At 59.1% G+C, this 20,552-nt stretch carries 16 protein-coding genes and 1 riboswitch; of the genes, 2 read left to right on the forward strand and 14 right to left on the reverse strand.

All coding sequences use genetic code 11. From position 1 onward, the window contains the following. Positions 1–11 precede the first annotated feature (11 nt). The 11 genes from FPL19_RS06905 to urtA form a co-directional block, all read right to left on the reverse strand. A complete protein-coding gene (locus FPL19_RS06905) occupies positions 12–2,795 on the reverse strand; it encodes a ribonucleoside-diphosphate reductase subunit alpha (protein ID WP_150911725.1) in 2,784 nt (927 codons plus the stop codon). 158 nt (positions 2,796–2,953) lie between these two features. Further along, positions 2,954–3,145, reverse strand: a riboswitch (cobalamin riboswitch). Between the two features lie 84 nt (positions 3,146–3,229). Beyond that, entirely contained in the window at positions 3,230–3,721 is a 492-nt protein-coding gene (locus tag FPL19_RS06910; RefSeq protein ID WP_150911726.1) for an acyl-CoA thioesterase, read from the reverse strand. 110 nt (positions 3,722–3,831) lie between these two features. Next, positions 3,832–4,191, reverse strand: coding sequence for a zinc ribbon domain-containing protein (locus FPL19_RS06915; RefSeq protein ID WP_150911727.1), 360 nt, complete (start codon positions 4,189–4,191; stop codon positions 3,832–3,834). A 5-nt stretch (positions 4,192–4,196) separates the two neighbouring features. Continuing rightward, on the reverse strand, positions 4,197–5,429 hold the full coding sequence (gene fmdA / locus FPL19_RS06920; RefSeq protein ID WP_150911728.1) for a formamidase: 1,233 nt from the start codon (positions 5,427–5,429) through the stop codon (positions 4,197–4,199). A gap of 101 nt (positions 5,430–5,530) precedes the next feature. Further along, positions 5,531–6,574, reverse strand: a complete 1,044-nt coding sequence (locus FPL19_RS06925) for an AAA family ATPase (protein ID WP_150911729.1) — start codon at positions 6,572–6,574, stop codon at positions 5,531–5,533. Between the two features lie 15 nt (positions 6,575–6,589). Further along, positions 6,590–7,636 carry an aliphatic amidase gene (locus tag FPL19_RS06930; RefSeq protein ID WP_150911730.1) on the reverse strand — a complete coding sequence of 349 codons (1,047 nt, stop codon included), beginning with the start codon at positions 7,634–7,636 and terminating at the stop codon, positions 6,590–6,592. Positions 7,637–7,662: 26 nt separating this feature from the next. After that, on the reverse strand, positions 7,663–8,352 hold the full coding sequence (urtE, locus tag FPL19_RS06935) for an urea ABC transporter ATP-binding subunit UrtE (protein WP_150911731.1): 690 nt from the start codon (positions 8,350–8,352) through the stop codon (positions 7,663–7,665). A 2-nt stretch (positions 8,353–8,354) separates the two neighbouring features. Beyond that, the gene (gene urtD / locus FPL19_RS06940; RefSeq protein WP_191965228.1) at positions 8,355–9,113 is read right to left on the reverse strand and encodes an urea ABC transporter ATP-binding protein UrtD; all 759 of its coding nucleotides are present in this window, start codon (positions 9,111–9,113) and stop codon (positions 8,355–8,357) included. Further along, positions 9,113–10,312 (reverse strand): urea ABC transporter permease subunit UrtC, encoded by a 1,200-nt coding sequence (gene urtC, locus FPL19_RS06945; RefSeq protein ID WP_150911733.1) that lies wholly within the window; start codon positions 10,310–10,312, stop codon positions 9,113–9,115. Before urtC ends, urtD begins: the two co-directional genes overlap by 1 nt. Before the next feature lie 9 nt (positions 10,313–10,321). After that, entirely contained in the window at positions 10,322–11,248 is a 927-nt protein-coding gene (gene urtB / locus FPL19_RS06950; RefSeq protein WP_150911734.1) for an urea ABC transporter permease subunit UrtB, read from the reverse strand. A 101-nt stretch (positions 11,249–11,349) separates the two neighbouring features. Next, positions 11,350–12,534 (reverse strand): urea ABC transporter substrate-binding protein, encoded by a 1,185-nt coding sequence (gene urtA / locus FPL19_RS06955; RefSeq protein ID WP_150912428.1) that lies wholly within the window; start codon positions 12,532–12,534, stop codon positions 11,350–11,352. 349 nt (positions 12,535–12,883) lie between these two features. Here urtA and FPL19_RS06960 point away from each other — a divergent pair, with 349 nt between their 5' ends. Beyond that, complete coding sequence (locus FPL19_RS06960; protein WP_150911735.1) at positions 12,884–16,261, forward strand: hybrid sensor histidine kinase/response regulator; 3,378 nt, start codon at positions 12,884–12,886, stop codon at positions 16,259–16,261. Continuing rightward, positions 16,248–17,153 (forward strand): response regulator transcription factor, encoded by a 906-nt coding sequence (locus FPL19_RS06965; protein WP_150911736.1) that lies wholly within the window; start codon positions 16,248–16,250, stop codon positions 17,151–17,153. Before FPL19_RS06960 ends, FPL19_RS06965 begins: the two co-directional genes overlap by 14 nt. A 2-nt stretch (positions 17,154–17,155) precedes the next feature. On the opposite strand, the gene FPL19_RS06970 is transcribed toward FPL19_RS06965, so the two are convergent. The 3 genes from FPL19_RS06970 to FPL19_RS06980 are packed head-to-tail and all read right to left on the reverse strand — an operon-like array spanning position 17,156 to position 20,376. Further along, a complete protein-coding gene (locus FPL19_RS06970) occupies positions 17,156–18,142 on the reverse strand; it encodes a D-Ala-D-Ala carboxypeptidase family metallohydrolase (protein ID WP_150911737.1) in 987 nt (328 codons plus the stop codon). Then, positions 18,139–19,806 carry a L,D-transpeptidase family protein gene (locus tag FPL19_RS06975; RefSeq protein WP_150911738.1) on the reverse strand — a complete coding sequence of 556 codons (1,668 nt, stop codon included), beginning with the start codon at positions 19,804–19,806 and terminating at the stop codon, positions 18,139–18,141. The genes FPL19_RS06970 and FPL19_RS06975 overlap by 4 nt, the downstream gene beginning before the upstream one ends. Before the next feature lie 9 nt (positions 19,807–19,815). Beyond that, complete coding sequence (locus tag FPL19_RS06980) at positions 19,816–20,376, reverse strand: LOG family protein (protein ID WP_150911739.1); 561 nt, start codon at positions 20,374–20,376, stop codon at positions 19,816–19,818. Positions 20,377–20,552 lie beyond the last annotated feature (176 nt).

Raw genomic sequence — 20,552 nt, forward strand, 5'->3', positions numbered from 1 at the left:
TGTCTCCTCAATTATTGGCAGGCTTCGCAGTCTGGTTCGTCGATGCTGCATACCTGGGGCTGCGGCGCGGCAACGGGGGCGGTTTTCTCGGCACCGGTGGCCCCCAGCGAGCGCAGATAATAGGTGGTTTTCAGGCCGCGCTCCCACGCCAGCTGGTACAGGGCATCCAGTTTTTTACCGCTGGGTTCTGCCATGTAGAGGTTCAGGCTCTGGGCCTGGTCCAGCCACTTCTGTCGCCGGGAAGCGGCTTCCACCAGCCAGCGGGCGTCGATTTCAAAGGCGGTGGCGTAGCGGGCTTTCAGCTCTGTCGGGATGCGGTCGATCTGCTGCACACTGCCGTCGAAGTACTTCAGGTCGTTGACCATCACGTTGTCCCACAGGCCTTCGGCTTTCAGATCCCGCACCAGTGACGGATTCACCACCGTGAACTCGCCGGACAGGTTCGATTTCACAAACAGGTTCTGGTACGCCGGCTCTATGGATTGGGCCACGCCGATGATATTGGAAATGGTGGCGGTGGGTGCGATGGCCATCACGTTGCTGTTGCGCATGCCGTTCTTCGCCACCAGCTCCCGCACGGGCGTCCAGTCCAGGCGGCTGTCGGTGTTGACGGACAGGTTGCCCTCGCGCCGGCTTTCTTTCAGCAGGTTGATGGAGTCGATGGGCAGAATGCCCTGATGCCACAGGGATCCTTCATAGCTTTCGTAGGCACCACGCTCCCCCGCCAGGGTAGCCGACGCGCGTATGGCGAAGTAGCTGATCTGCTCCATGGACAGGTCGGCAAACTCCACTGCCTCCGGGCTGGTGTAGGGCAGGTTCAGTTGATAGAGCGCGTCCTGGAAGCCCATCAGCCCGAGGCCCACCGGGCGGTGTTTGAAGTTGGAGTTCTTTGCCTGAGGCACGGCGTAATAGTTAATGTCCACCACGTTATCAAGCATCCGTACGGCGGTGTTCACTGTGCGTTCCAGGCGCTGCACATCCAGCTCGCCGTCACGGATATGGGCCGCCAGGTTGATGGAGCCCAGGTTGCACACGGCGATTTCGTCGGCGCTGGTGTTCAGGGTTATTTCCGTGCACAGGTTTGAACTGTGCACCACGCCCCTGTGCTGCTGAGGCGAGCGCAGGTTGCAGGGGTCCTTGAAGGTAATCCAGGGGTGGCCGGTTTCAAACAGCACGGTCAGCATCTTGCGCCACAGCTGCTTGGCCGGGATCTTTTTGGACAGAGCGATCTTGCCCTGCGCCGCCAGCGCCTCGTAATGCTCGTAGCGCTCCCGGAAGGCGTTGCCGTACAGATCGTGCAGGTCCGGCACATCGCTGGGGGAGAACAGGGTCCAGTCATTATCCTCGCGCATGCGCTCGATCAGCAGGTCCGGTACCCAGTTGGCGGTGTTCATGTCGTGGGTGCGGCGGCGTTCGTCGCCGGTGTTCTTGCGCAGCTCCAGGAACTCTTCGATATCCAGGTGCCAGCTTTCCAGGTAGGCGCAGACCGCACCCTTGCGCTTGCCGCCCTGGTTGACGGCAACTGCGGTGTCGTTCACCACTTTCAGGAACGGAACCACGCCCTGACTGCTGCCGTTGGTACCCTTGATATGGGAACCCATGGCCCGGACGGGAGTCCAATCGTTCCCCAGTCCGCCAGCCCATTTGGACAGCATCGCGTTATCGCGAATGGCGCCGTAAATATCTTCCAGGTCGTCCTGAACCGTGGTGAGGTAGCAGGATGACAGCTGGGAATGCTGGGTGCCGCTGTTAAACAGCGTGGGCGTCGAAGCCATGTAATCGAAAGACGACAACAGGTCATAGAACTCGATGGCACGGGCGTTGGGGTCGTCTTCTTTCAGCGCCAGGCCCATCGCCACCCGCATGAAAAACACCTGGGGCAGTTCCAGCCGGTCGCCTTTCCAGTTAATGAAATAACGGTCGTACAGAGTCTGCAGGCCCAGGAAGCCGAACTGGTAGTCCCGCTCCGGTTTCAGGGCGGCACCCAGTCGCTCAAGATCAAAGCCTGCCATGTCCTCGTCCAGCAGTTCGTACCCGATACCCTGTTGAATAAAGGTGCTCAGCGCCAGCGGGTAAACCTCTGCCAGTGGCATCGCAAGCGGCAGTTCCAGGGCGGTGGCGGTTTCCAGGCGCAGCTGTTCCAGCAGCAGGCGGGCGGTCACGGCGCTGTAGTCCGGTTCCTGTTCGATGCGGCCCCGGGCCGTCATGATCAGGGCCGACAGCACTTCTTCCTCGGCAATGCCGTCGTACAGGTTGCGCAATGCGCCCTCTACCAGGGATTCGCCGTCGATATCGTTCAGCCCCTGGCTGGCGTGCTCTACCTGCACTTTCATCAGCCCCAGGTCCAGCGGCGCCACTTCGCCATTGGCCTTTTTGATGGTCAGGGTCGGGTGGGCTTCCACGGGCGTGTGCAGGGCCCGTTCCCGGGCGTGTTCCTCCCGGTAGAGCACGTAGGCACGGGCGACTTTCTGTTCTTCCGCCCGCATCAGTGCCAGTTCCACCTGATCCTGGATATCTTCGATGTGCACCTTGCCGCCGGCTTTCAGGCGGCGGCTGATGGCCTGGACCACCTGGCCGGTGACCCGTTCCACCGAATCGTGAATGCGGGCGGAACCGGCGGCGGAATCGCCTTCCACGGCCAGAAACGCCTTGGTGACGGCCACGCTGATTTTGGACGGGGCAAAACCCACCAGTGCGCCGTTACGTTTGATGACTTGCAGGGTGTCGGTCTGGGGTTCGGATTGAGAGTGTGATGGTGAGGCAGGCTTGGCTTCAGCCAGGGCAGAGGCGGACATAGTGTTCTCCTGAATACGCGTTGTTTTCCATAACCTTCGCGTATGCAGAGAGAATCGGAGGTGCCACGGTGGGCCCACGCAACACCGTAGGTCGGATTAGGCGAAGCCGTAATCCGACAATGGTGACGAGTCCGATCTGCTCACCTTTAAAACGCGAAGGTGCAGTTGTATCCATGGCCTGTCTTCGGACTCAGGGGCGTGAACCTTTACAGTTCTGCCTTGCGTGGCGACTTCCCGGCTTTCGCCAGTGTCTTGATGCCACGCTCGTTCCCCAATACCGCTGCGCGTCAGTTCCGGATTCTCACCGGATTCCCGATACCAACATGCTCACCGTGATTACAAAATAATCACTACATCTGGTATCTGACCAAGGATGAAAACACTATATACATGGATAGCAGATTCTACAAGGCAGGAGGAAAAGGTCCAGTCGATCACGACGGACCCTCGGATCCATGCAGCGCCTTATAGCGTTCGTTCAGCTCAACCCGAATCGCCCGACGTTCCTCGCCATTGGCGTAACGCCGGATCTGCAGGTCCGTTTCTGGTTTCAATGGCGGCACCTCAACGGCTTTGCCATTCTCATCAACCGCCACCATGGTGAAAAAACAGCTATTGGTGTGTCTGACCAGCTTTTCCCGGATATTTTCCGTGATCACTTTAATGCCCACCTCCATAGAGGTGCGCCCGGTGTAGTTCACACTGGCCAGAAAGGTGACCAGTTCTCCCACGTGAATGGGTTGGCGGAACATCACCTGGTCTACCGACAGGGTGACCGCATAGGTACCGGCATAACGGCTGGCACAGGCGTACGCCACTTCGTCGAGAGATTTCAGCAGGCTGCCACCGTGGACGTTGCCGGCAAAGTTGGCCATATCCGGTGTCATCAGTATCGTCATTGTCAGTGTTGTAGATCCGAACTCCATCACGCTTCCTCCGCTATTGGGTGTTTCAGTATAGGCGGAAACAAAAAGGCCCCCCGGTTATCAGCCGGGGGGCAATCACCACGTGACAGTGTTAACTCAACGCTGGCCGATCAGTGGCTGATCATCCAGGGACGCATGGACGGGAACATCTTTTTGCCGTCGGCGGTGTAGAACAGCATGGATTTCCCTGCACCGTGCTTCACCGAACCACAGCCGCAGGCGCGGTTGTGGTCTTTGTCATTGGCCCGCTGGTCCGCCGTTGAGAACACCGGCTCGTGCCGGGATTTCTCGTTGCGGTCCTGGGCGGCGCGTTTTGCCGGGTCCATGGCAGCAATTTGCGGCGGCAGCACAATCACTCTGGGCGACAGCGTGTTGCAGGTCGGGCACGCCGCCGGCTTGGCGCTGTCTGCCATGGTTGCCAGTGTGTTGAACAGGCCATGGTCGCGACACTTGTAGTCATACACGGGCATGATGATTACTCCTTATCTTTGGACAGGGGTACGTCCATGGCACCGCTGGTCATCTTCTTCGGTCCATCCGCCGAGGGGTTGATGTCGAAGTCGAAGATATCCGTCGGCAGCCAGAGGGTGGCGCAGGCGTTCGGGATATCCACTACGCCACTGATGTGACCTTCCACCGGCGCACAACCGAGGATGGCGTAGGCCTGGGCCTTGGTGTAGCCAAACTTGGTCATGTATTCGATGGCGTTCAAGCAGGCCTGGCGATAGGCAACGTGCACATCCAGATAGTGCTGGCCGCCGTCTTCATCAACCGAGATACCTTCAAAAATCACGTAGTCGTCGTAACGTGGCTTGATGGGGCTGGGTTTGAACACCGGGTTCTTGATGCCGTACTTCTTGATACCGTCTTTGATCAGGTTCACCCGGAGGTGAATCCAGCCCGCCATTTCGATGGCGCCACAGAAGGTGATTTCACCGTCGCCCTGACTGAAGTGCAGGTCGCCCACGGACAGGCCAGCGCCGTCCACGTAGACCGGGAAATACACTTTGGAACCACGCGACAGGTCTTTGATGTCGCAGTTACCGCCGTGCTCGCGCGGCGGAACCGTGCGGGCCGCTTCGGCTCCGGCTGCTTTGGCGGCGTCACCGGTCATTTTACCCATGTGAGCCGTGTCGCCGTTCGGCAGGGTCGCCAGTTCCGGCACACGCTCCGGATCGGTTGCTACCAGGCCGGCTTCGCGCTTGTTCCAGGTATCCAGCAGGTCCTTTGAAGGCAGACAGCCGATCAGGCCCGGGTGGATCAGGCCGGCAAATTCCACGTTGGGAATATGGCGGGATTTGGTGAACATTCCGTTGAAGTCCCAGATGCTTTTCTGGGCCTCCGGGAAATGTTCGGTCAGAAAGCCACCGCCGTTTTTCTTGGAGAAGAAGCCGTTGAAGCCCCACTGACTTTCTTTGAACGCGCCAATGTCCAGGATGTCCACTTCCAGCAGGTCGCCTGGTTCGGCCCCCTCAACGCCAATCGGGCCCGACAGGAAGTGCACCTGGCTCAGATCCACGTCACGCACGTCGTCGGCGTTGTCGTCGTTCTTGATCTGGCCGCCGGTCCAGTCGTAACACTCCACGATGAAGTCGTCGCCCGGTTTGACGGTGGCGACCATGGGAATATCCGGGTGCCAGCGGTTATGGATGGACGCGTTCTCGTAAGCGGACTTGTTCAGGTCGATCTTGATAATGGTTTCAGCCATGGCAGGGGGCTCCTAGTTATTGGCCTACATTTTTAGGTACGCCCCTACTATCCGAAATCCGGCCCCGGCGGTGTATTCGCGAAATACCCCCGGTGCCTACGTCATTCGACGTATTGGTGCACGGTGACCTCTTTGTTGTGCACGTCCGCTTCGAATTGCCGGCTTTCGGGGAATGCCAGTAACGCCCGTGCCACAGCCGGTTCCAGCCGCTGGCGGAAGGCGCGAAGCATTTCCCGGGCGCCGTAGCGGCTGTCGTAGCCGTGGCAGAGCTCAGCGCGCAATTCGGGCGACAGGGTCAGCTCGGCCTGCTTGCGGGCCAAGCGTTTGTTGAGTCCGGCCAGCTCTATGTCCAGCAGCGCCTCCAGCCAGTTGTCCGTCAGGTTGTTGAAGGTCAGGATCTGGTCGATGCGATTCAGGAATTCCGGATCAAAGTGTCGCCGCAGGGCGGAATCGCGAAGGACCTGGCCATTACCCGGCCGGAGCCCAAGCCAGCGCCGCCAGCCATGCTGGTAGCGGTGGTGATAGGCTTCAGCGTCCAGCGCGCCAGCATTGCTGGTCATGAAGATAAGCGTGTTGCGAAAATCGATTTCGCGGTTGCCGGAGGGAAACACCAGTCGGCCGGTATCCAGCACGTTCAGCAGGATGCGGACCACTTCCTTGCTGGCTTTCTCGATCTCGTCGAAAAGCACGATGCCGGGCTTGCTGAACGAACCCTGAACCTTGTCCGGGTCGAACAGGCTATGGCCTTCCTTACTGCCGACATAACCCGGCGGGGCACCGGTGAGTGCGGCGGCGTAGTGCTCCTGGGCCAGGGTGTTCATGTCAATTCGACACACCCCATCGCGGTTTCCGGCGATGGCCTCGGCGATCAGACGCACGGTTTCGGTCTTACCCACGCCGGTGGGACCCAGAAACAGGTGCACCGCCAGCGGCCGGTTTTCCTCGCCGATATCGGCTTTTACCCGCACCAGCATGGCTTCCATGGCGGTCAGCGCCTCGGGCTGGCCAACGATCTGTTCCCGCAGGCGGGACATAACGGCATCTGGCTCAAAGCGAAACCGGGAAACACGGACCGGGCCTGAAGCGGCCCGGTCCTTTTCAATGGATTCCCGATTGGCGTCGAGCCGTTCATTGATAAACGGCACGAAGGCCTCCCGGGCTCAGGCCCCTGCGGATTTTTCCTTGCCGTCAAACGGCAGCTCGCCCACCGGGCACTCGGCGGTGCCGATGGTCTTGCGGGTCATGGCCTCCACGGCTGCCTGGGCCTTTTCGGCATCCATTACCCAGGTGCGGTAGAAATCGAACGGGCATTCCGCCACACCCTTGTCACCGTCTCCGGAGGCATGCACGCCGGTATAGCCACGGTGCAACAGCTTGAACAGATGGTTCTGGGACTGGTCATTCTTGCGGGCATCGCGAATCTGGCTCACGGAAAGCTGGGCGTACTGGATGCCCATATCTTCCTCGCCACACTCTCCCAGAGTCCGGCCATCAAAGCCGATCACCGCCGAGTGGCCGAAGTAAGAATAGACCCCGTCAAAACCGGACGCGTTGGCCACGGCCACATAGCAGTTGTTGGCCCAGGCCATGGTTTTGGACATCATGATCTGCTGCTCCTTGGCCGGGTACATATAGCCCTGGCAGCGCACAATCAGCTCCGCCCCCTTCATGGCGCAGTCCCGCCAGATTTCCGGGTAGTTGCCGTCGTCGCAGATAATCAGACTGATCTTCATGCCCTTCGGGCCTTCGGTCACGTAAGTGCTGTCGCCGGGATACCAGCCCTCAATGGGGCACCATGGCACGCACTTGCGGTACTTCTGAACAATCTCGCCCTCGTTGTTGATCAGGATCAGCGTGTTATACGGCGCCTTGTTCGGGTGGTCCTCGTGGCGCTCGCCGGTCAGCGAGAAAATGCCCCAGGTATTGGCCTCACGGCAGGCGGCGGAGAAGATGGCCGTCTCGTCGCCGGGAACCGTGGCCGCCGTGGCCATCATTTCCTCGTTGTCATACATGATGCCCATGGTGCTGTATTCCGGAAACACCACCAGGTCCATACCCGGCAGGCCTACCTTCATGCCCTTGATCATTTCTGCAATGTTACGGGCGTTGTCCAACACCTCGGCTTTGGTATGCAGCCGCGGCATCTTGTAGTTCACCACCGCCACGCCGACGGTATCGTTACTGCTGGAAATATCACCGTGTCTCATTGTCTGTCTCCCGGTTGCTTAATCGATCACACCGCCAGATAACTGGCAATTTTGTCCTGATCCGCATCGGCCCGGTTCTCCTCGTGCACAATCGTGCCTTTCTCGATCACCAGAATCCGGTCCGCCGCATCCATCACAAAGCTCAGTACCTGCTCCGACACCACAATCGACAACCCCCGCTCATCGCGAATTTTCCGCAGGGTCTTGGCAATTTCCTTGATGATGTTGGGCTGTATGCCCTCGGTCGGTTCGTCCAGCAGCAACACCTTCGGCCGAGTAGCCAGTGCGCGGGCAATTGCCAGCTGTTGCTGCTGGCCTCCGGACAGGTTGCCGCCACGACGGCTCTGCATTTCTTTGAGTACCGGGAACAGGTCGTACAGATCCTCCGGCACTTTCTTTTCACCCACCGCCGCCAGGGCGGTTTCGATGTTCTCCCGCACCGTCAGGGTGGGAAAGATCATCCGCCCCTGGGGCACAAAGCCGATACCGGCCCGAACCCGCTGGAAACTCTTCATCCCTGAAATGTAAGCGCCGTCCAGTGAGACTTCACCGCCCCTGGTGGGCGTCATGCCCACCAGGGATTTCATCAATGTGGTCTTGCCCATGCCGTTGCGGCCGACCACCGCGACAATTTCGTTTTTCGCCACGTCGATATTCAGATCATCGATAATGGTGCTTTGGCCATAGGCCACCGAGTGATGTTTGATGCTCAGCATGATCAGTGCCCCAGGTAGACTTCGATGACTTTCGGGTCCGCCTTCACGTGCTCGATGGACCCCTCCGACAAAACCTTGCCCTGATGCATGACGGTGACCCGGTCGGCGATGTCGCCGACAAACTGCATGTCATGCTCGATCACCAGTACCGTATGGTCTTTGGTGATCACCCTCAGAAGCTCGGCAGTTTTCTTCCGCTCCGTCACCGACATGCCGGCAACTGGCTCATCCAGCATCAGCAGATCCGGTTTCTGGATAAGCAGCATGCCGATTTCCAGCCACTGTTTCTGGCCATGGCTCAGGGACGCCGCCGATTCGTTCAGCGCATCCGTGAGGAAGATGGTCGCCGCCACCTCCTCCACGGCGGCAATCACGGTGGCGTCCCGCTTGAAGGCCAGAGCACCCATCACGCTGTGTCCCCTGGGGTAGGACACCTCCAGGTTTTCAAACACGGTCAGGTCCTCGAACACCGACGGAGTCTGGAATTTCCGGCCCACGCCCGAATGCACGATCTGGTGTTCCTTGAGCTTCGTCAGCTCCTTGCCGGCAAACTTGATGGAGCCGGTGGTGGCCCGGGTCTTGCCGCAGATCAGGTCCAGTACCGTGGTTTTACCCGCGCCGTTGGGGCCGATGATGACCCGGATTTCCTTTGGGTCGAGGTAGAAGGACAGGTCATCCACGGCCTTGAAGCCGTCGAACGACACGGTCAGACCCTCGACCGCCAGCAGAAAGTCGCCTTTTTTGCTTTTTGGTGTGCTCATCACGATTTCTCCGGGCTGTAGTTGTCCATCATCGGATCGTAATCGTCGGTCTTTTCAGCTTTCGGGCTGGCAGCCTCGGGTTCCGCCACAGGGGCGGCTTCAACCTTTTTGCGCCTGAAGATTTTGTCTTCCAGGGGCATGACATAGGTCTGGTAAAGCCCGGCCATACCGTTGGGGAACGCCAGCACCACACCGATGAACAGGGCGCCCATGGCGAAGGGCCAGAGTTCCGGGAAGGATTCGGAAAACCCGCTCTTGGCCGCGTTGACAAGCAGCGCACCGTAGACGGCGCCAAGGATCGACAACCGGCCACCCAGGGCACAGAAGATGACCATTTCGATGGAGGCGACGATGCCGATGAAGGAAGGCGACATGAAGCCCACGATCAGGGTGAACATGGCGCCGCCGATGCCGGCAAAGGCCGCGGCCAGGCAGAACACAAAGATCTTGAACGCCGCCACGTCATAGCCGGAGAACCGCACCCTTGTCTCCTGGGCATTCATCGCCACCAAAATGCGACCCAGCTTGCTGTTCTGGACAAAGCGCGCCACGAACAGGCACAGGAACAGCATGGCCACACAGATAAAGTAGAGCGTGGTTCTGGCTTCATCGGTGCGGATGTCCCAGCCCTTCAGGGTCTGCAAATCGGTAATGCCGTTGACGCCGCCGGTGAAGCCCTGCTGCCCGATGATCAGGATGGTCAGGACGGCGGCTATGGCCTGGGTAATGATGGCGAAGTAAACGCCACCCACCCGCCGGGTGAACATGGCCAGGCCGATGACAAACGCCAACAACATAGGCACACCGATCACCGCCAGCAGCGTGAACGAGAAGCTGTGGAACGGTTCCCAGAACCAGGGCAAGGCGGTCAGCTGGTTCCAGTCCATGAAGTCCGGGATGCCCGGCGTGGACTGGATGGCGGTGGCCTCCGGCGTGGAGGCCTCCAGCTTCAGGAACATGGCCATGCAATAACCGCCGAGGCCGAAGAACACGCCCTGCCCCAGACTCAGGATGCCGGCTTTACCCCAGCACATCACCAGTCCGATCGCGACAAAGGCGTAGGTCAGATACTTGCCCACCATGTTCAGGCGGAACGGATCCAGGATCAGCGGCAGTACGATAACCAGCAACGCTGCCAATCCCAGGTAATACAGTCCCTCGCGGGAGCCAAGCCATTTCATTGGGGATGACGTTTTCATCACAATCTCCTAGCGACGGACCTTGAGGGCCATGAGTCCTTCCGGACGCAGCATCAGAATGCCGATGACCACCAACAGGGTGAGAACCTTGGCCATGGACCCACTGAGGAAGAATTCCATGGTGGACTGGGCCTGGGAGATGCCGAAGGCCGACACAATGGTGCCGATCAGGCTTTGCGCGCCGCCAAATACCACCACCAGGAAGGTGTCGACGATGTAGGCCTGGCCGGAGGAAGGGCCGGTGGAACCGATCATGGTGAAGGCCGCGCCTGCCACACCGGCGATGCCGCAGCCCAGAGCAAAGGTTGCCCGGTCAATACCGGCACTGTTGATGCCCACGGCCTCGGCCATGGGGCGGTTCTGGACCACGGCACGAACTTTCTTGCCGTAGTTGGAGCGGTACATCAGCAGGTAGAGTCCAACGGCGATCGACAACGCTATGATCATCACGAACAGACCGTTGATCGGCAGTTGCACCAGATCGGTCACATTGAAGGCACCAAGCATCCACTCCGGCAGGTCCACACCCACTTCCCGGGCGCCAAAGATAGAGCGGTAGGCCTGCTGCATGATCAGGCTAAGGCCCCAGGTCGCCAGCAGTGTATCCAGCGGGCGGTGATAGAGGTGCCGTATCATGAGCCACTCGACGAGTGCCCCTAATGCGGCACAGACCAGAAAGGCCAGAATCATGGCGATAAAGAAGTACCCGCCGAAAAGCCCCGGCAGGTAGGACTGGAAGAATCCGGAGGTCAGGTAGGTGGTGTAGGCGCCGAGGATCATGAACTCCCCGTGAGCCATATTGATAACACCCATCTGACCGAAAATGATTGTCAGGCCCAGGGCCATCAGTACGAACACTGAAAACAGGGAGAGCCCGGCAAACCCCTGCATGGCAAATATCGACATCAATTCACTGCTGGTGTAGCCATCGAACATGACCCTATCTCCCGTTCAAACCAACATGCTTTTTGCCGTAGCGGCGTCTTGGCGATAGTCAACGCCGGTGCTCCCATCCGGGAGACACCGGCTTTCCGGTCTTACTGGTAACCTTCGGGGAAGGGGTCGGGCTCCATCAGCTCTTCGGTCTCGAAGACAACCTTGTACTGGCCGTCAGTCTGAGCCTGGCCGATACGGGTCTTGGACCACAGGTGATGGTTCTCGTGGATGCGCACGTAGCCTTCTGGCGCCTTTTTGAACTCGATGCCGGCGAACTCTTCGCGGATCTTGTCGATATCAAAGGAACCGGCTTTCTCTACCGCGGCTTTCCAGAGCCATGGGCCCAGATAAGCGGCCTGGGTGACGTCACCGATTACCATGTCATCGCCATAAGCCTTCTTGAACTCTGCAACAAACTCTTTGTTGTTGGGGTTATCCAGGCTCTGGAAGTACTTCATGGAGGCGTAGATGCCATCCACGTTCTCACCACCGATACCGCGGATCTCGTCCTCGGTCACGGAGATGGTTAGCAGCAGAGGCTTCTCGTCGGTGAAATCAATACCGGCGGCTTTCATCTGCTTGTAGAAGGCCACGTTGGAGCCGCCTACCACCGACGCGAAAATCACGTCCGGCTTGCGCAGCTTGATCTTGTTGATCACCGAGTTGAACTGGGTGTGGCCCAGGGGATAGTACTCTTCACCGGACACCTTGAGGCCGAGCATGTCCTCGATGTGCTTCCGGGCGATTTTGTTGGACGTACGCGGCCAGATGTAGTCCGATCCAAGCAGATAGAAGCTTTTCGCGCCTTTCGTCTCCGCCGCCCAATTCAGGCTGGCAAGGATCTGCTGGGTGGCTTCCTGGCCGGTGTAGACCACATTGGGCGACTGCTCCAGACCCTCATAGAAGGTCGGGTAGTAAAGCATGCCGTTGTACTGCTCCATGACCGGCAATACTGCTTTGCGGGACGCCGACGTCCAGGCACCGAAAATGGCTGCCACATTGTCCTGGCGCAACAACTTGCGGGATTTCTCCGCGAAGGTGGGCCAGTCGCTGGCACCATCTTCCTGAACAAACTTGATCTGTCGACCCAGCACACCGCCGGATTCGTTGATCTGCTTGATGGCCAGCTTTTCCGCCTGCACCGAGCCGATCTCACTGATCGCCATAGTGCCGGTGATCGAGTGCAGAATACCCACGGTGACGGTGTCGTCAGTGACGGCCAGTCCGGTCGTGTTCACTTCCGCTGTAGGAGGCGTCGCGGCATTGGCAGAGGCCGCCAGAACCATTGAAGCCGCCAGCAGCTTGAATTTACCGAGCCCCCACCGTCCGGTGGCGCCTCCCCTGGTCGATTGCTTGTTCATTGTCATGGTAAGTCCTCGCGTTACGTACCGGTCAGAATGTTTGTGTCGTTCGCACTGCCCTCGGGTTTGAAGGAGCACGCTCGATAATCATTCTGTTCCGGTCCCCCGAAAGAACCCATTCGGCAAACACACCAGCGCCCTACGTCATTTGACGCATACCCCACCAACAAGCGTCGCGATACAACACAGGTGTGCCCGCCTCTCTGATGGAGATCACGCGCGATGGCACAGCTTTTGAAGCATACGGAGACACCATTCATCGAAAGGCCACACCATGAGTGCCCGGCAAAACATTTTCCGCGTCCGGCGGAACTACAATCAGTGGGTCGCCAACCAGACTCTTGAGGACTATGCCCTGCGCTTTACCGCGAAAAGTGCGCGGCGCTGGTCGGCCGGCCGGGTGGCCAATACCGCGCTGGGCGCCATCTCCTTTCTGGCCCTGGAGGCCATCGGCGGGGCCATCACCATCCACTACGGGTTCGACAATGCGGTGGCGGCCATTTGTGCGGTGGCGCTGATCATTTTCCTGACCGCTATTCCCATCAGCTACTACGCCGCCCGCTATGGTGTTGATATTGATCTGTTAACCCGGGGCGCCGGCTTCGGGTACATCGGCTCTACCATCACCTCGCTCATCTACGCCTCCTTCACCTTTATCTTTTTCGCCATCGAGGCGGCGATCATGGCGATGGCGCTGGAGCTGCTGTTCGGCATTCCGCTGGTGATCGGTTATCTGGTGTGTTCGGTGATCATTATTCCCCTGGTTACTCACGGCATTACCGCCATCAGCAAGTTCCAGCTGTGGACCCAGCCGGCCTGGATTATTCTGCAACTGCTGCCCTTCGTGTTCATCCTTTATCAGGACGCCAGCGCCGTATCGGACTGGACGCAGTTCGAAGGCATTGCCCCGAATCAGGGCGGCGAGTTCAATCTGCTGCTTTTCGGGGCGGCCGCTGCGGTTCTGTTTTCACTCATGGCGCAGATTGGCGAACAGGTAGACTTCCTGAGGTTTATTCCCGAACCCCAAAAAGGCCACAAACTGCGCTGGTGGTCGGCAGTGATGGCCGGCGGGCCGGGCTGGATCGTTATCGGTACGGTAAAGATCCTTGCCGGGTCGTTTCTGGCGGTGCTGGCCCTGAATCAGGGTATTGCGGCGGTCGATGCGTCTGATCCTACCCGAATGTATATGGTGGCCTTTGGCTACGTGACCTCGTCGCCGGAGGTAGCGCTGGCCATTGCGGGTATCTTCGTCATTCTGTGCCAGGTCAAGATCAACGTCACCAACGCCTACGCCGGCTCCATTGCCTGGTCGAACTTTTTCTCACGGCTGACCCACAGCCACCCGGGCCGTGTGGTCTGGCTGGTATTCAACGTCGCCATCGCACTGCTGGTAATGGAACTGGGGGTTTACCGGGCGCTGGAGGAGACCCTGGGGTTCTACGGCATTGTTGCCGTGGCCTGGGTGGGGGCGCTGGTGGCGGATCTGGTGATCAACAAGCCTCTGGGATTCAGCCCGAAACACATCGAGTTCAAACGGGCGCACCTGTACGACATCAATCCGGTGGGCGTGGGCGCCATGATTCTGGCGTCCATCATCGGCATGGTCAGCCACGGCGGCGCCCTGGGAGAGGTCGCTGAAGCCCTGTCCCACTTCATCACCCTGGGCGCTGCCCTGATCATTGCTCCGCTCATTGCCTGGCAAACAGGCGGGCGCTATTACATGGCGCGCCCGTTTGTACCTATTGCCACCGATCATCACCTGGTGGCCTGCTGCATCTGCGAACACGAATTCGAGCCAGAAGACGTGACCGGCTGCCCTGCCTATGCCGGCAATATCTGCTCCCTGTGCTGCTCGCTGGATGCCCGCTGCGGCGACTTCTGCAAACCCGGCGCCGGCTATCGGGAGCAGATGCGCCGGTTCTTTGGCCTTTTTATCCCTGAGTCAGCCTTTGCCTACCTGCACTCCCGGCTCGGGCATTTTCTGGTGCTGTTGTTGTTGATCAACGGGGTATCGGGGCTGCTGCTATGGCTGATCCACGAACAGACCCTGGTAGCCTCGGCTGCCGAAGCAGCCTTGCTGGCGATTACGCTCTGGAAGGTGTTTTTCGTCCTGATCATCATTACCGGCGTGGTGTGCTGGCTGTTTGTGCTGGCCCACGACAGCCGCATGGTGGCCGAGGAGGAATCCCAGCGTCAGACCCGGCTGCTAACCGAGGAAATCGTCGCCCACGAACGTACCGACCAGGCGCTTCAGAAGGCCAAGGAACATGCGGAGGCTGCAAATGGCGCGAAAAGCCGGTATTTGACCGGCATTAGTCACGAACTCCGATCACCACTAAACGCCATTCTGGGGTATGCCCAGTTGATGGAGAATGACTCAGGCGTATCGGACAACCGCAAGGAAGCGCTCGGCGTGATCCGCCGTAGCGGCGAATACCTGGCCGATCTGATTGAAGGCCTGCTGGATATTTCCAAGATAGAGGCCGGCCGCCTGGACCTGCACCGTGACGCGGTACGCATCGATCTGCTGATGGAGCAACTGGTGCACATGTTCCGGCTTCAGGCCGAGGAAAAAGGCCTGACCTTTGAATACCACTGCGTGGGAAGGCTCCCGGAACTGGTCACCACGGACGAAAAGCGCCTTCGCCAGATTCTGATCAATCTGCTATCCAACGCCATCAAGTACACCGACACCGGTCGCGTATCACTGACCCTGAAATACCGCAGCCAGGTGGCGGAGTTTACCGTGGAAGATACCGGTGAAGGCATCGCCGAGGAAAACATCGAACGCATCTTCCGACCGTTCGAACGCATCCGCACACCCGGGCAAAGCCAGGCCGGCACCGGCCTGGGCCTGACCATTACCCACCTGCTAACCGACATCATGGGCGGCGATCTTTCGGTGGTCAGCGAGGTTGGCAAGGGCAGTACCTTCAAGGTCAGCTTGATGCTGTCCAGCCTGCACACGCAACGACCGGAATCCATGACCTCCCCCGCACGGCGCATTTACGGCTACGAAGGGCCTCGCCGGAAAATTATGGTGGTCGATGATGAAACCGGTCACCGCCAGTTGATCCGCGCCATGCTGGCTCCGCTGGGCTTCGAGATCATCGACGTCGGCAACTCCCTGGCGGTGATGGACACACTGGAAAAGGAACTGCCGGACCTGCTTCTGCTGGACGTCTCCATGCCCGGCCTCAGCGGGTGGGAGATTCTGGATCAGCTGCGGGCGGCCAATCATCCGTTACCGGTGGTCATGGTGTCTGCCGATGCCAGCGAAGGCCGCGACCGCCCGGATCCCATGCTGCACAACGGCTACGTGATCAAACCCGTGCGCCAGAACCAGCTGCTGGACCACATTGCCCGGCTGGTCGATCTGGAGTGGCGGTTCGAGAAAAGCGCCGAACCACTGGCTGCCAGGCCCGCCCCGGATACTGCCAGCATGGCGCTGCCCTCCGAACCACATCGGGCCTCACTGGTGGGTCTGGCCACCATTGGCCACCGAAAGGGTTTGCTGGAGGCTCTACACGGGCTTGGGCACCGCAGCGAAGCAGACCCAGATTTTGTCAGGGAGATGGTTCGCCTGACCAACGACTTTCAATTCGAGAAGATTATTGATGCACTGAAGGTGACCGACTATGAACGCACCTGACCCGAAAAGAACCGTGGTCATGGTGGTGGACGACGCCATCGACTCCATCCGCATGATCAGCGATGCCCTGGAAGGCGCCGGCATGACGGTACTGGTAGCACTGGAAGGCAACCAGGCGTTGACCATCAGCCAGAACATCACCCCGGACATTGTGCTGATGGACGCCATCATGCCCAACATGGACGGCTTCGAAACCTGTCGGCAGCTGAAGCAGAACCCGGAATTTCTCGATACCCCGATCATCTTCATGACCGGCCTGAGCGATACCGAACACGTGGTGATGGGGCTTAACAGTGGCGGTGTGGATTACGTCACCAAGCCGATCAATACCACTGAAGTGCTGGCGCGGATGCAGGTGCACCTGACCAACGCCCGCATGGCCCGCAGCGCGCGTCAGGCATTGGACACTGCCGGGCAGAACCTGTTTGCCGTCGGCCGCGACGGGGATATTCTCTGGGCCACGCCCCAGGTACACCAGCGCCTGACGGCAGGCGAGACCAGCCACCAGAACGAGCTTGGCCAGCGGCTGAAAACCTGGCTGGGGCACAGCCCCGAGAACGGCCACAGTCTTACGCTGGATTTCCTGCCGGAGCCCCACTCGGTGGAATTTCTGACCCTGGTGGATAACCGGGAATACCTGCTGCGGCTGCACGAAGTTCAGCAGCCTACCGCCGCCACCGCCGCCCTGCGGGAAAAATTCAGCCTGACCGGGCGGGAATCGGACGTACTCCTGTGGATTGCCAACGGTAAAACCAACCGGGAAATCGGTCAGATTCTGGACATGAGCCCCCGCACGGTAAACAAACATCTGGAACAGGTGTTCCGAAAGCTGGGGGTGGAAAACCGCACATCTGCTGCTGCCGCCGCCATCAGGTGCCTGGCCCGGGGCTGACATCAGTCAGCTGGGCGTCCCCATCGGGCCTGCTGCCCCCTCACATCCACATGAATAAAGGGCCCACGTACCGGAAGCCGCGCGTCGTATTCACCAAGGCCGCCAATCAGGTCTGGCCGACCGTGACGACTGGCAAGGCTCTGGGTCAGATCATAGAGAATCGCCGCATCTTTGCGGTTACTGAGCCCGTCGTCATTCAGGTCGTCCATCATTCCCGCGGGCGCTCCCTGGTCAATGTAGATATCCGCCGCGCCGCCAAACATATGCCGGCTGTTCGCTGAGCTACCAATCAACCGGTTGTAGAAGGGCGTGCGAAAGCCGCTCATGATCACAAAGCTATCCGTTCTTCGAATACCCGTAGCGTTAACGTCTTCCAGCAGTAGCTCAAGTTTGGTCAGCAATCTCGGGCTCAGAACCAGATACTTGGGATAGCCGGACGGCTGTTTGCTGAGAAACTGGCTCAGCTGGAAATGCGGGGAAACCGGCGTATTCACATTGTCGGCGGTTACCTCGATAAAACCTTTTGGTGCCTGGTAAGCAGCCAGTCCGCGATAGGGCTTGGCCGGGTACTGGCCGATACGATAGCCGTTCAGGCGACCGTCGCGAACTTCGGTGGCTGGTACCAGAACAAACACCTGCAGCGTCAGCGTTTCCCCGGTTTCCTTCCGGCTAATCACCAGCGGATAAAGACCCGGCGTAGTGGGCGCTTTCCAGCTCCATCCCTGCATGCCAAAAGGCTTGATCCGCCCGCCGTCACCGCTTACCGAGAAGGCGTTGCGCAGGCTATTGCCTTTGAGCTCTATCGCCATTGATTGGCCCGGCATCACACTCGCAATCATGGTGTGATGGGAAACCGGTCGTTGATTGACAGCCACCGAAAAGCCCAGCTTTCCCGGGTCGAAATCGCTACCGGCCCAAACCATGGGGCACAGAAAGACGCCCACAAAAAGAGCAGCGATCGCGCGCATGAAGTACAAAGAGTTCATCATTCTTGCCTGCGCCTTATCGCATCGAAGATGGCATCGTCCCTTTTATAGAGGTCTTTCCGGAAATGGAGCATGCCATTGTCATCTACCCAGGCGGTCCAGTACTGAATATGCACCGGCACCGGTCTTTTCAGAACAACGGTCTCTGTGCGGCCTGCCGCAAGTGCCGCATCCAGTCTCGCTTCTGTCCAGCCATCCTCTGCAAGCAACAGGGTCGCCAGCTCCATCGGGTCCTGTACCCTTACGCAACCTGAGCTGAACGCCCGCTCCGGCTGACGAAACAGTTCCCGCGCCGGGGTGTCATGCAGATAAACGTTGTATTGATTGGGGAACATGAACTTTATCCGGCCCAACGCATTCAGGGGGCCGGGTTCCTGAACCAGGCGGTAGGGAAAGTTTCGCGCCGTAACCGTATTCCAGTCGACGGTGGCGGGATCAATGACCTGCCGGTCCGCCCCCCAGCCGTTATAGACCCGATAGCCCAGACTCCGCAGGTAGTCAGGATTGCGGCGAATTTCCGGAAGTTTATCCTCAACTGCGAGCTTGGGAGGCACCACCCATTCCGGGTTTAACACCAGATAGCGTATTCGGTCGCTGAACACCGGCGTCCTTCGGTAATCCCGACCGACCACCACGGGTTTGACCAGAACAGGCCGGCCGCTATCCACCAATCTCATTTCAAACCCGGCAATATTGACCAGAACGTGACGCTCTCCAAGCTCCGCCGGCATCCAGCGCCAGCGTTCCAGATTGACGTCTATCCGATCAACTCTCTCTGCGGGGGATACATTGAAAGCGGCAATGGTTGCCGGCCCAATCACGCCATCTGCCACCAGCCCATGGCGACTCTGGAACGCCATGACGGCGGCGGCCAGGCCCTCGGTATAAAGCTCGGGGTCCGGATCCGCCCCGTCCACACCAGCGGTGAGCTGTGACAGATCACCCCATTGAATCAGTCGCTCACGGATATCGGGCACACGCTTATCAAGGCTTCCGGGACGTAGTAACGGGCCAGATTCGATGGTTTTCCATTCACCGGTTCGGGACAGGCTCATCAGTTTCTGGCGGGCCGCGACCAACCGCTGATAACCAGGATCCTGGGGCAGCCGATCTGCCAGAAAACGGGACAGGCTTTGCCGGGTTACGGGCTCGTCCAGTTCCGCCGTTTTCTGCAGCAACCAGTCCGACTCCGGGGGAAGCCCGTCCCATTGCGGATCAATCAGCCGGGGATCTGTCTTGCCCCGTTGCAAATGGGTGGCCAGGAGCAGAAACGCATCGGACAACAGCATGTCCAGATCACGAATGGCCAGAGAGTCTTCGTTGGCCTCATGGAGCTCTACAAGCCGCTGCTTGATGGGCGCCAGATGGTAGTCTTCCGGTACCAGGCCATGAATTCCGGCGTCCCGAATGGCGCTCACCAGGGTGTCTGCGGCGGGCAGCGGGCCGCCTTCTTCGGTCATCCAGATCAGTTCATAGTTACGGGCCGCATAAAAGCCTCTTAGCTGCTCAGGCATCAACAGGGGTGTTTGTCCGAACTGGATAGAAAATCCCTGATTTGCCGCCTCAAAACGCGACCTGAGCACTTCGTCCGCCTGTAACACCGTCGCAGTGAGCAAAAACTGGCATCCCAGCCACAGGACAACTGACATCAATCGTGTGACGCGCATGCGGCGGCGTTAACTCCACTTCCGTTTTGGTGGCTGGTAATTGGCCAATCTGGCAATCAACGCCTCAGAATACTCCTCGACAATCACCATGTCCGCATATTCCGGCTTCAAAAATCCCGATGACGCCATGGTTTTGAAGAACCCGAAGAGCTGGTCGTAATAGCCATCCACGTTCAGAAAGGCACAGGGTTTGTTGTGGTAGCCCAGTTGTGCCCAGGTCCAGGCCTCGAAGATCTCGTCCATGGTGCCGGGGCCGCCGGGCAGCGCCACGAAAGCGTCGGCCTGCTCTGCCATCAGGGCTTTGCGTTCGTGCATGGAACCAACCACGTCCAGGCGAGTCAGCCCGTTATGGGCCAGTTCCCGATCCCGCAGGGATTCCGGAATCACACCGTAGGCTTTTCCGCCAGCGGCAAGGACGGCATCAGCGACGCAGCCCATCAGTCCTACGTTGCCGCCTCCAAAGACAAGATCGTGCCCCAGTTTTGCCATGGTCTGGCCAAAGTGCTCCGACGCCTCGACAAAACAGGACCTGTTTCCGGAACTTGAGCCACAGAATACGGCGATTTTCATGGTGATACCTTTTTTTAACGGCGCTTTAGCGTCTAGACTTAACAACATCATTGGCCAGGGAATGCCAATATATCAACCCGACCCTGGACTCTCACTATCAAAACGCTCAACACCCTCAAATTTCGCCTGGTACTGTTTTTCGGCCTGATAATCCTGGGCGCAACCGGCATTGGCAC

The organism is Marinobacter halotolerans, assembly GCF_008795985.1.
Classification (GTDB): domain Bacteria; phylum Pseudomonadota; class Gammaproteobacteria; order Pseudomonadales; family Oleiphilaceae; genus Marinobacter; species Marinobacter halotolerans.

Bases quoted from the DNA above. Each gene is read 5' to 3' on its own strand.
- FPL19_RS06930 (WP_150911730.1), bottom strand. From the start codon at position 7,636: ATGAGACACGGTGATATTTCCAGCAGTAACGATACCGTCGGCGTGGCG.
- FPL19_RS06980 (WP_150911739.1), bottom strand. From the start codon at position 20,376: ATGAAAATCGCCGTATTCTGTGGCTCAAGTTCCGGAAACAGGTCCTGT.
- FPL19_RS06905 (WP_150911725.1), bottom strand. From the start codon at position 2,795: ATGTCCGCCTCTGCCCTGGCTGAAGCCAAGCCTGCCTCACCATCACAC.
- FPL19_RS06970 (WP_150911737.1), bottom strand. From the start codon at position 18,142: ATGATGAACTCTTTGTACTTCATGCGCGCGATCGCTGCTCTTTTTGTG.
- urtE (WP_150911731.1), bottom strand. From the start codon at position 8,352: ATGCTGAGCATCAAACATCACTCGGTGGCCTATGGCCAAAGCACCATT.
- FPL19_RS06915 (WP_150911727.1), bottom strand. From the start codon at position 4,191: ATGCCCGTGTATGACTACAAGTGTCGCGACCATGGCCTGTTCAACACA.
- FPL19_RS06975 (WP_150911738.1), bottom strand. From the start codon at position 19,806: ATGCGCGTCACACGATTGATGTCAGTTGTCCTGTGGCTGGGATGCCAG.
- fmdA (WP_150911728.1), bottom strand. From the start codon at position 5,429: ATGGCTGAAACCATTATCAAGATCGACCTGAACAAGTCCGCTTACGAG.
- FPL19_RS06910 (WP_150911726.1), bottom strand. From the start codon at position 3,721: ATGGAGTTCGGATCTACAACACTGACAATGACGATACTGATGACACCG.
- FPL19_RS06965 (WP_150911736.1), top strand. From the start codon at position 16,248: ATGAACGCACCTGACCCGAAAAGAACCGTGGTCATGGTGGTGGACGAC.
- urtD (WP_191965228.1), bottom strand. From the start codon at position 9,113: ATGAGCACACCAAAAAGCAAAAAAGGCGACTTTCTGCTGGCGGTCGAG.
- urtA (WP_150912428.1), bottom strand. From the start codon at position 12,534: ATGGTTCTGGCGGCCTCTGCCAATGCCGCGACGCCTCCTACAGCGGAA.
- FPL19_RS06960 (WP_150911735.1), top strand. From the start codon at position 12,884: ATGAGTGCCCGGCAAAACATTTTCCGCGTCCGGCGGAACTACAATCAG.
- urtC (WP_150911733.1), bottom strand. From the start codon at position 10,312: ATGAAAACGTCATCCCCAATGAAATGGCTTGGCTCCCGCGAGGGACTG.
- urtB (WP_150911734.1), bottom strand. From the start codon at position 11,248: ATGTTCGATGGCTACACCAGCAGTGAATTGATGTCGATATTTGCCATG.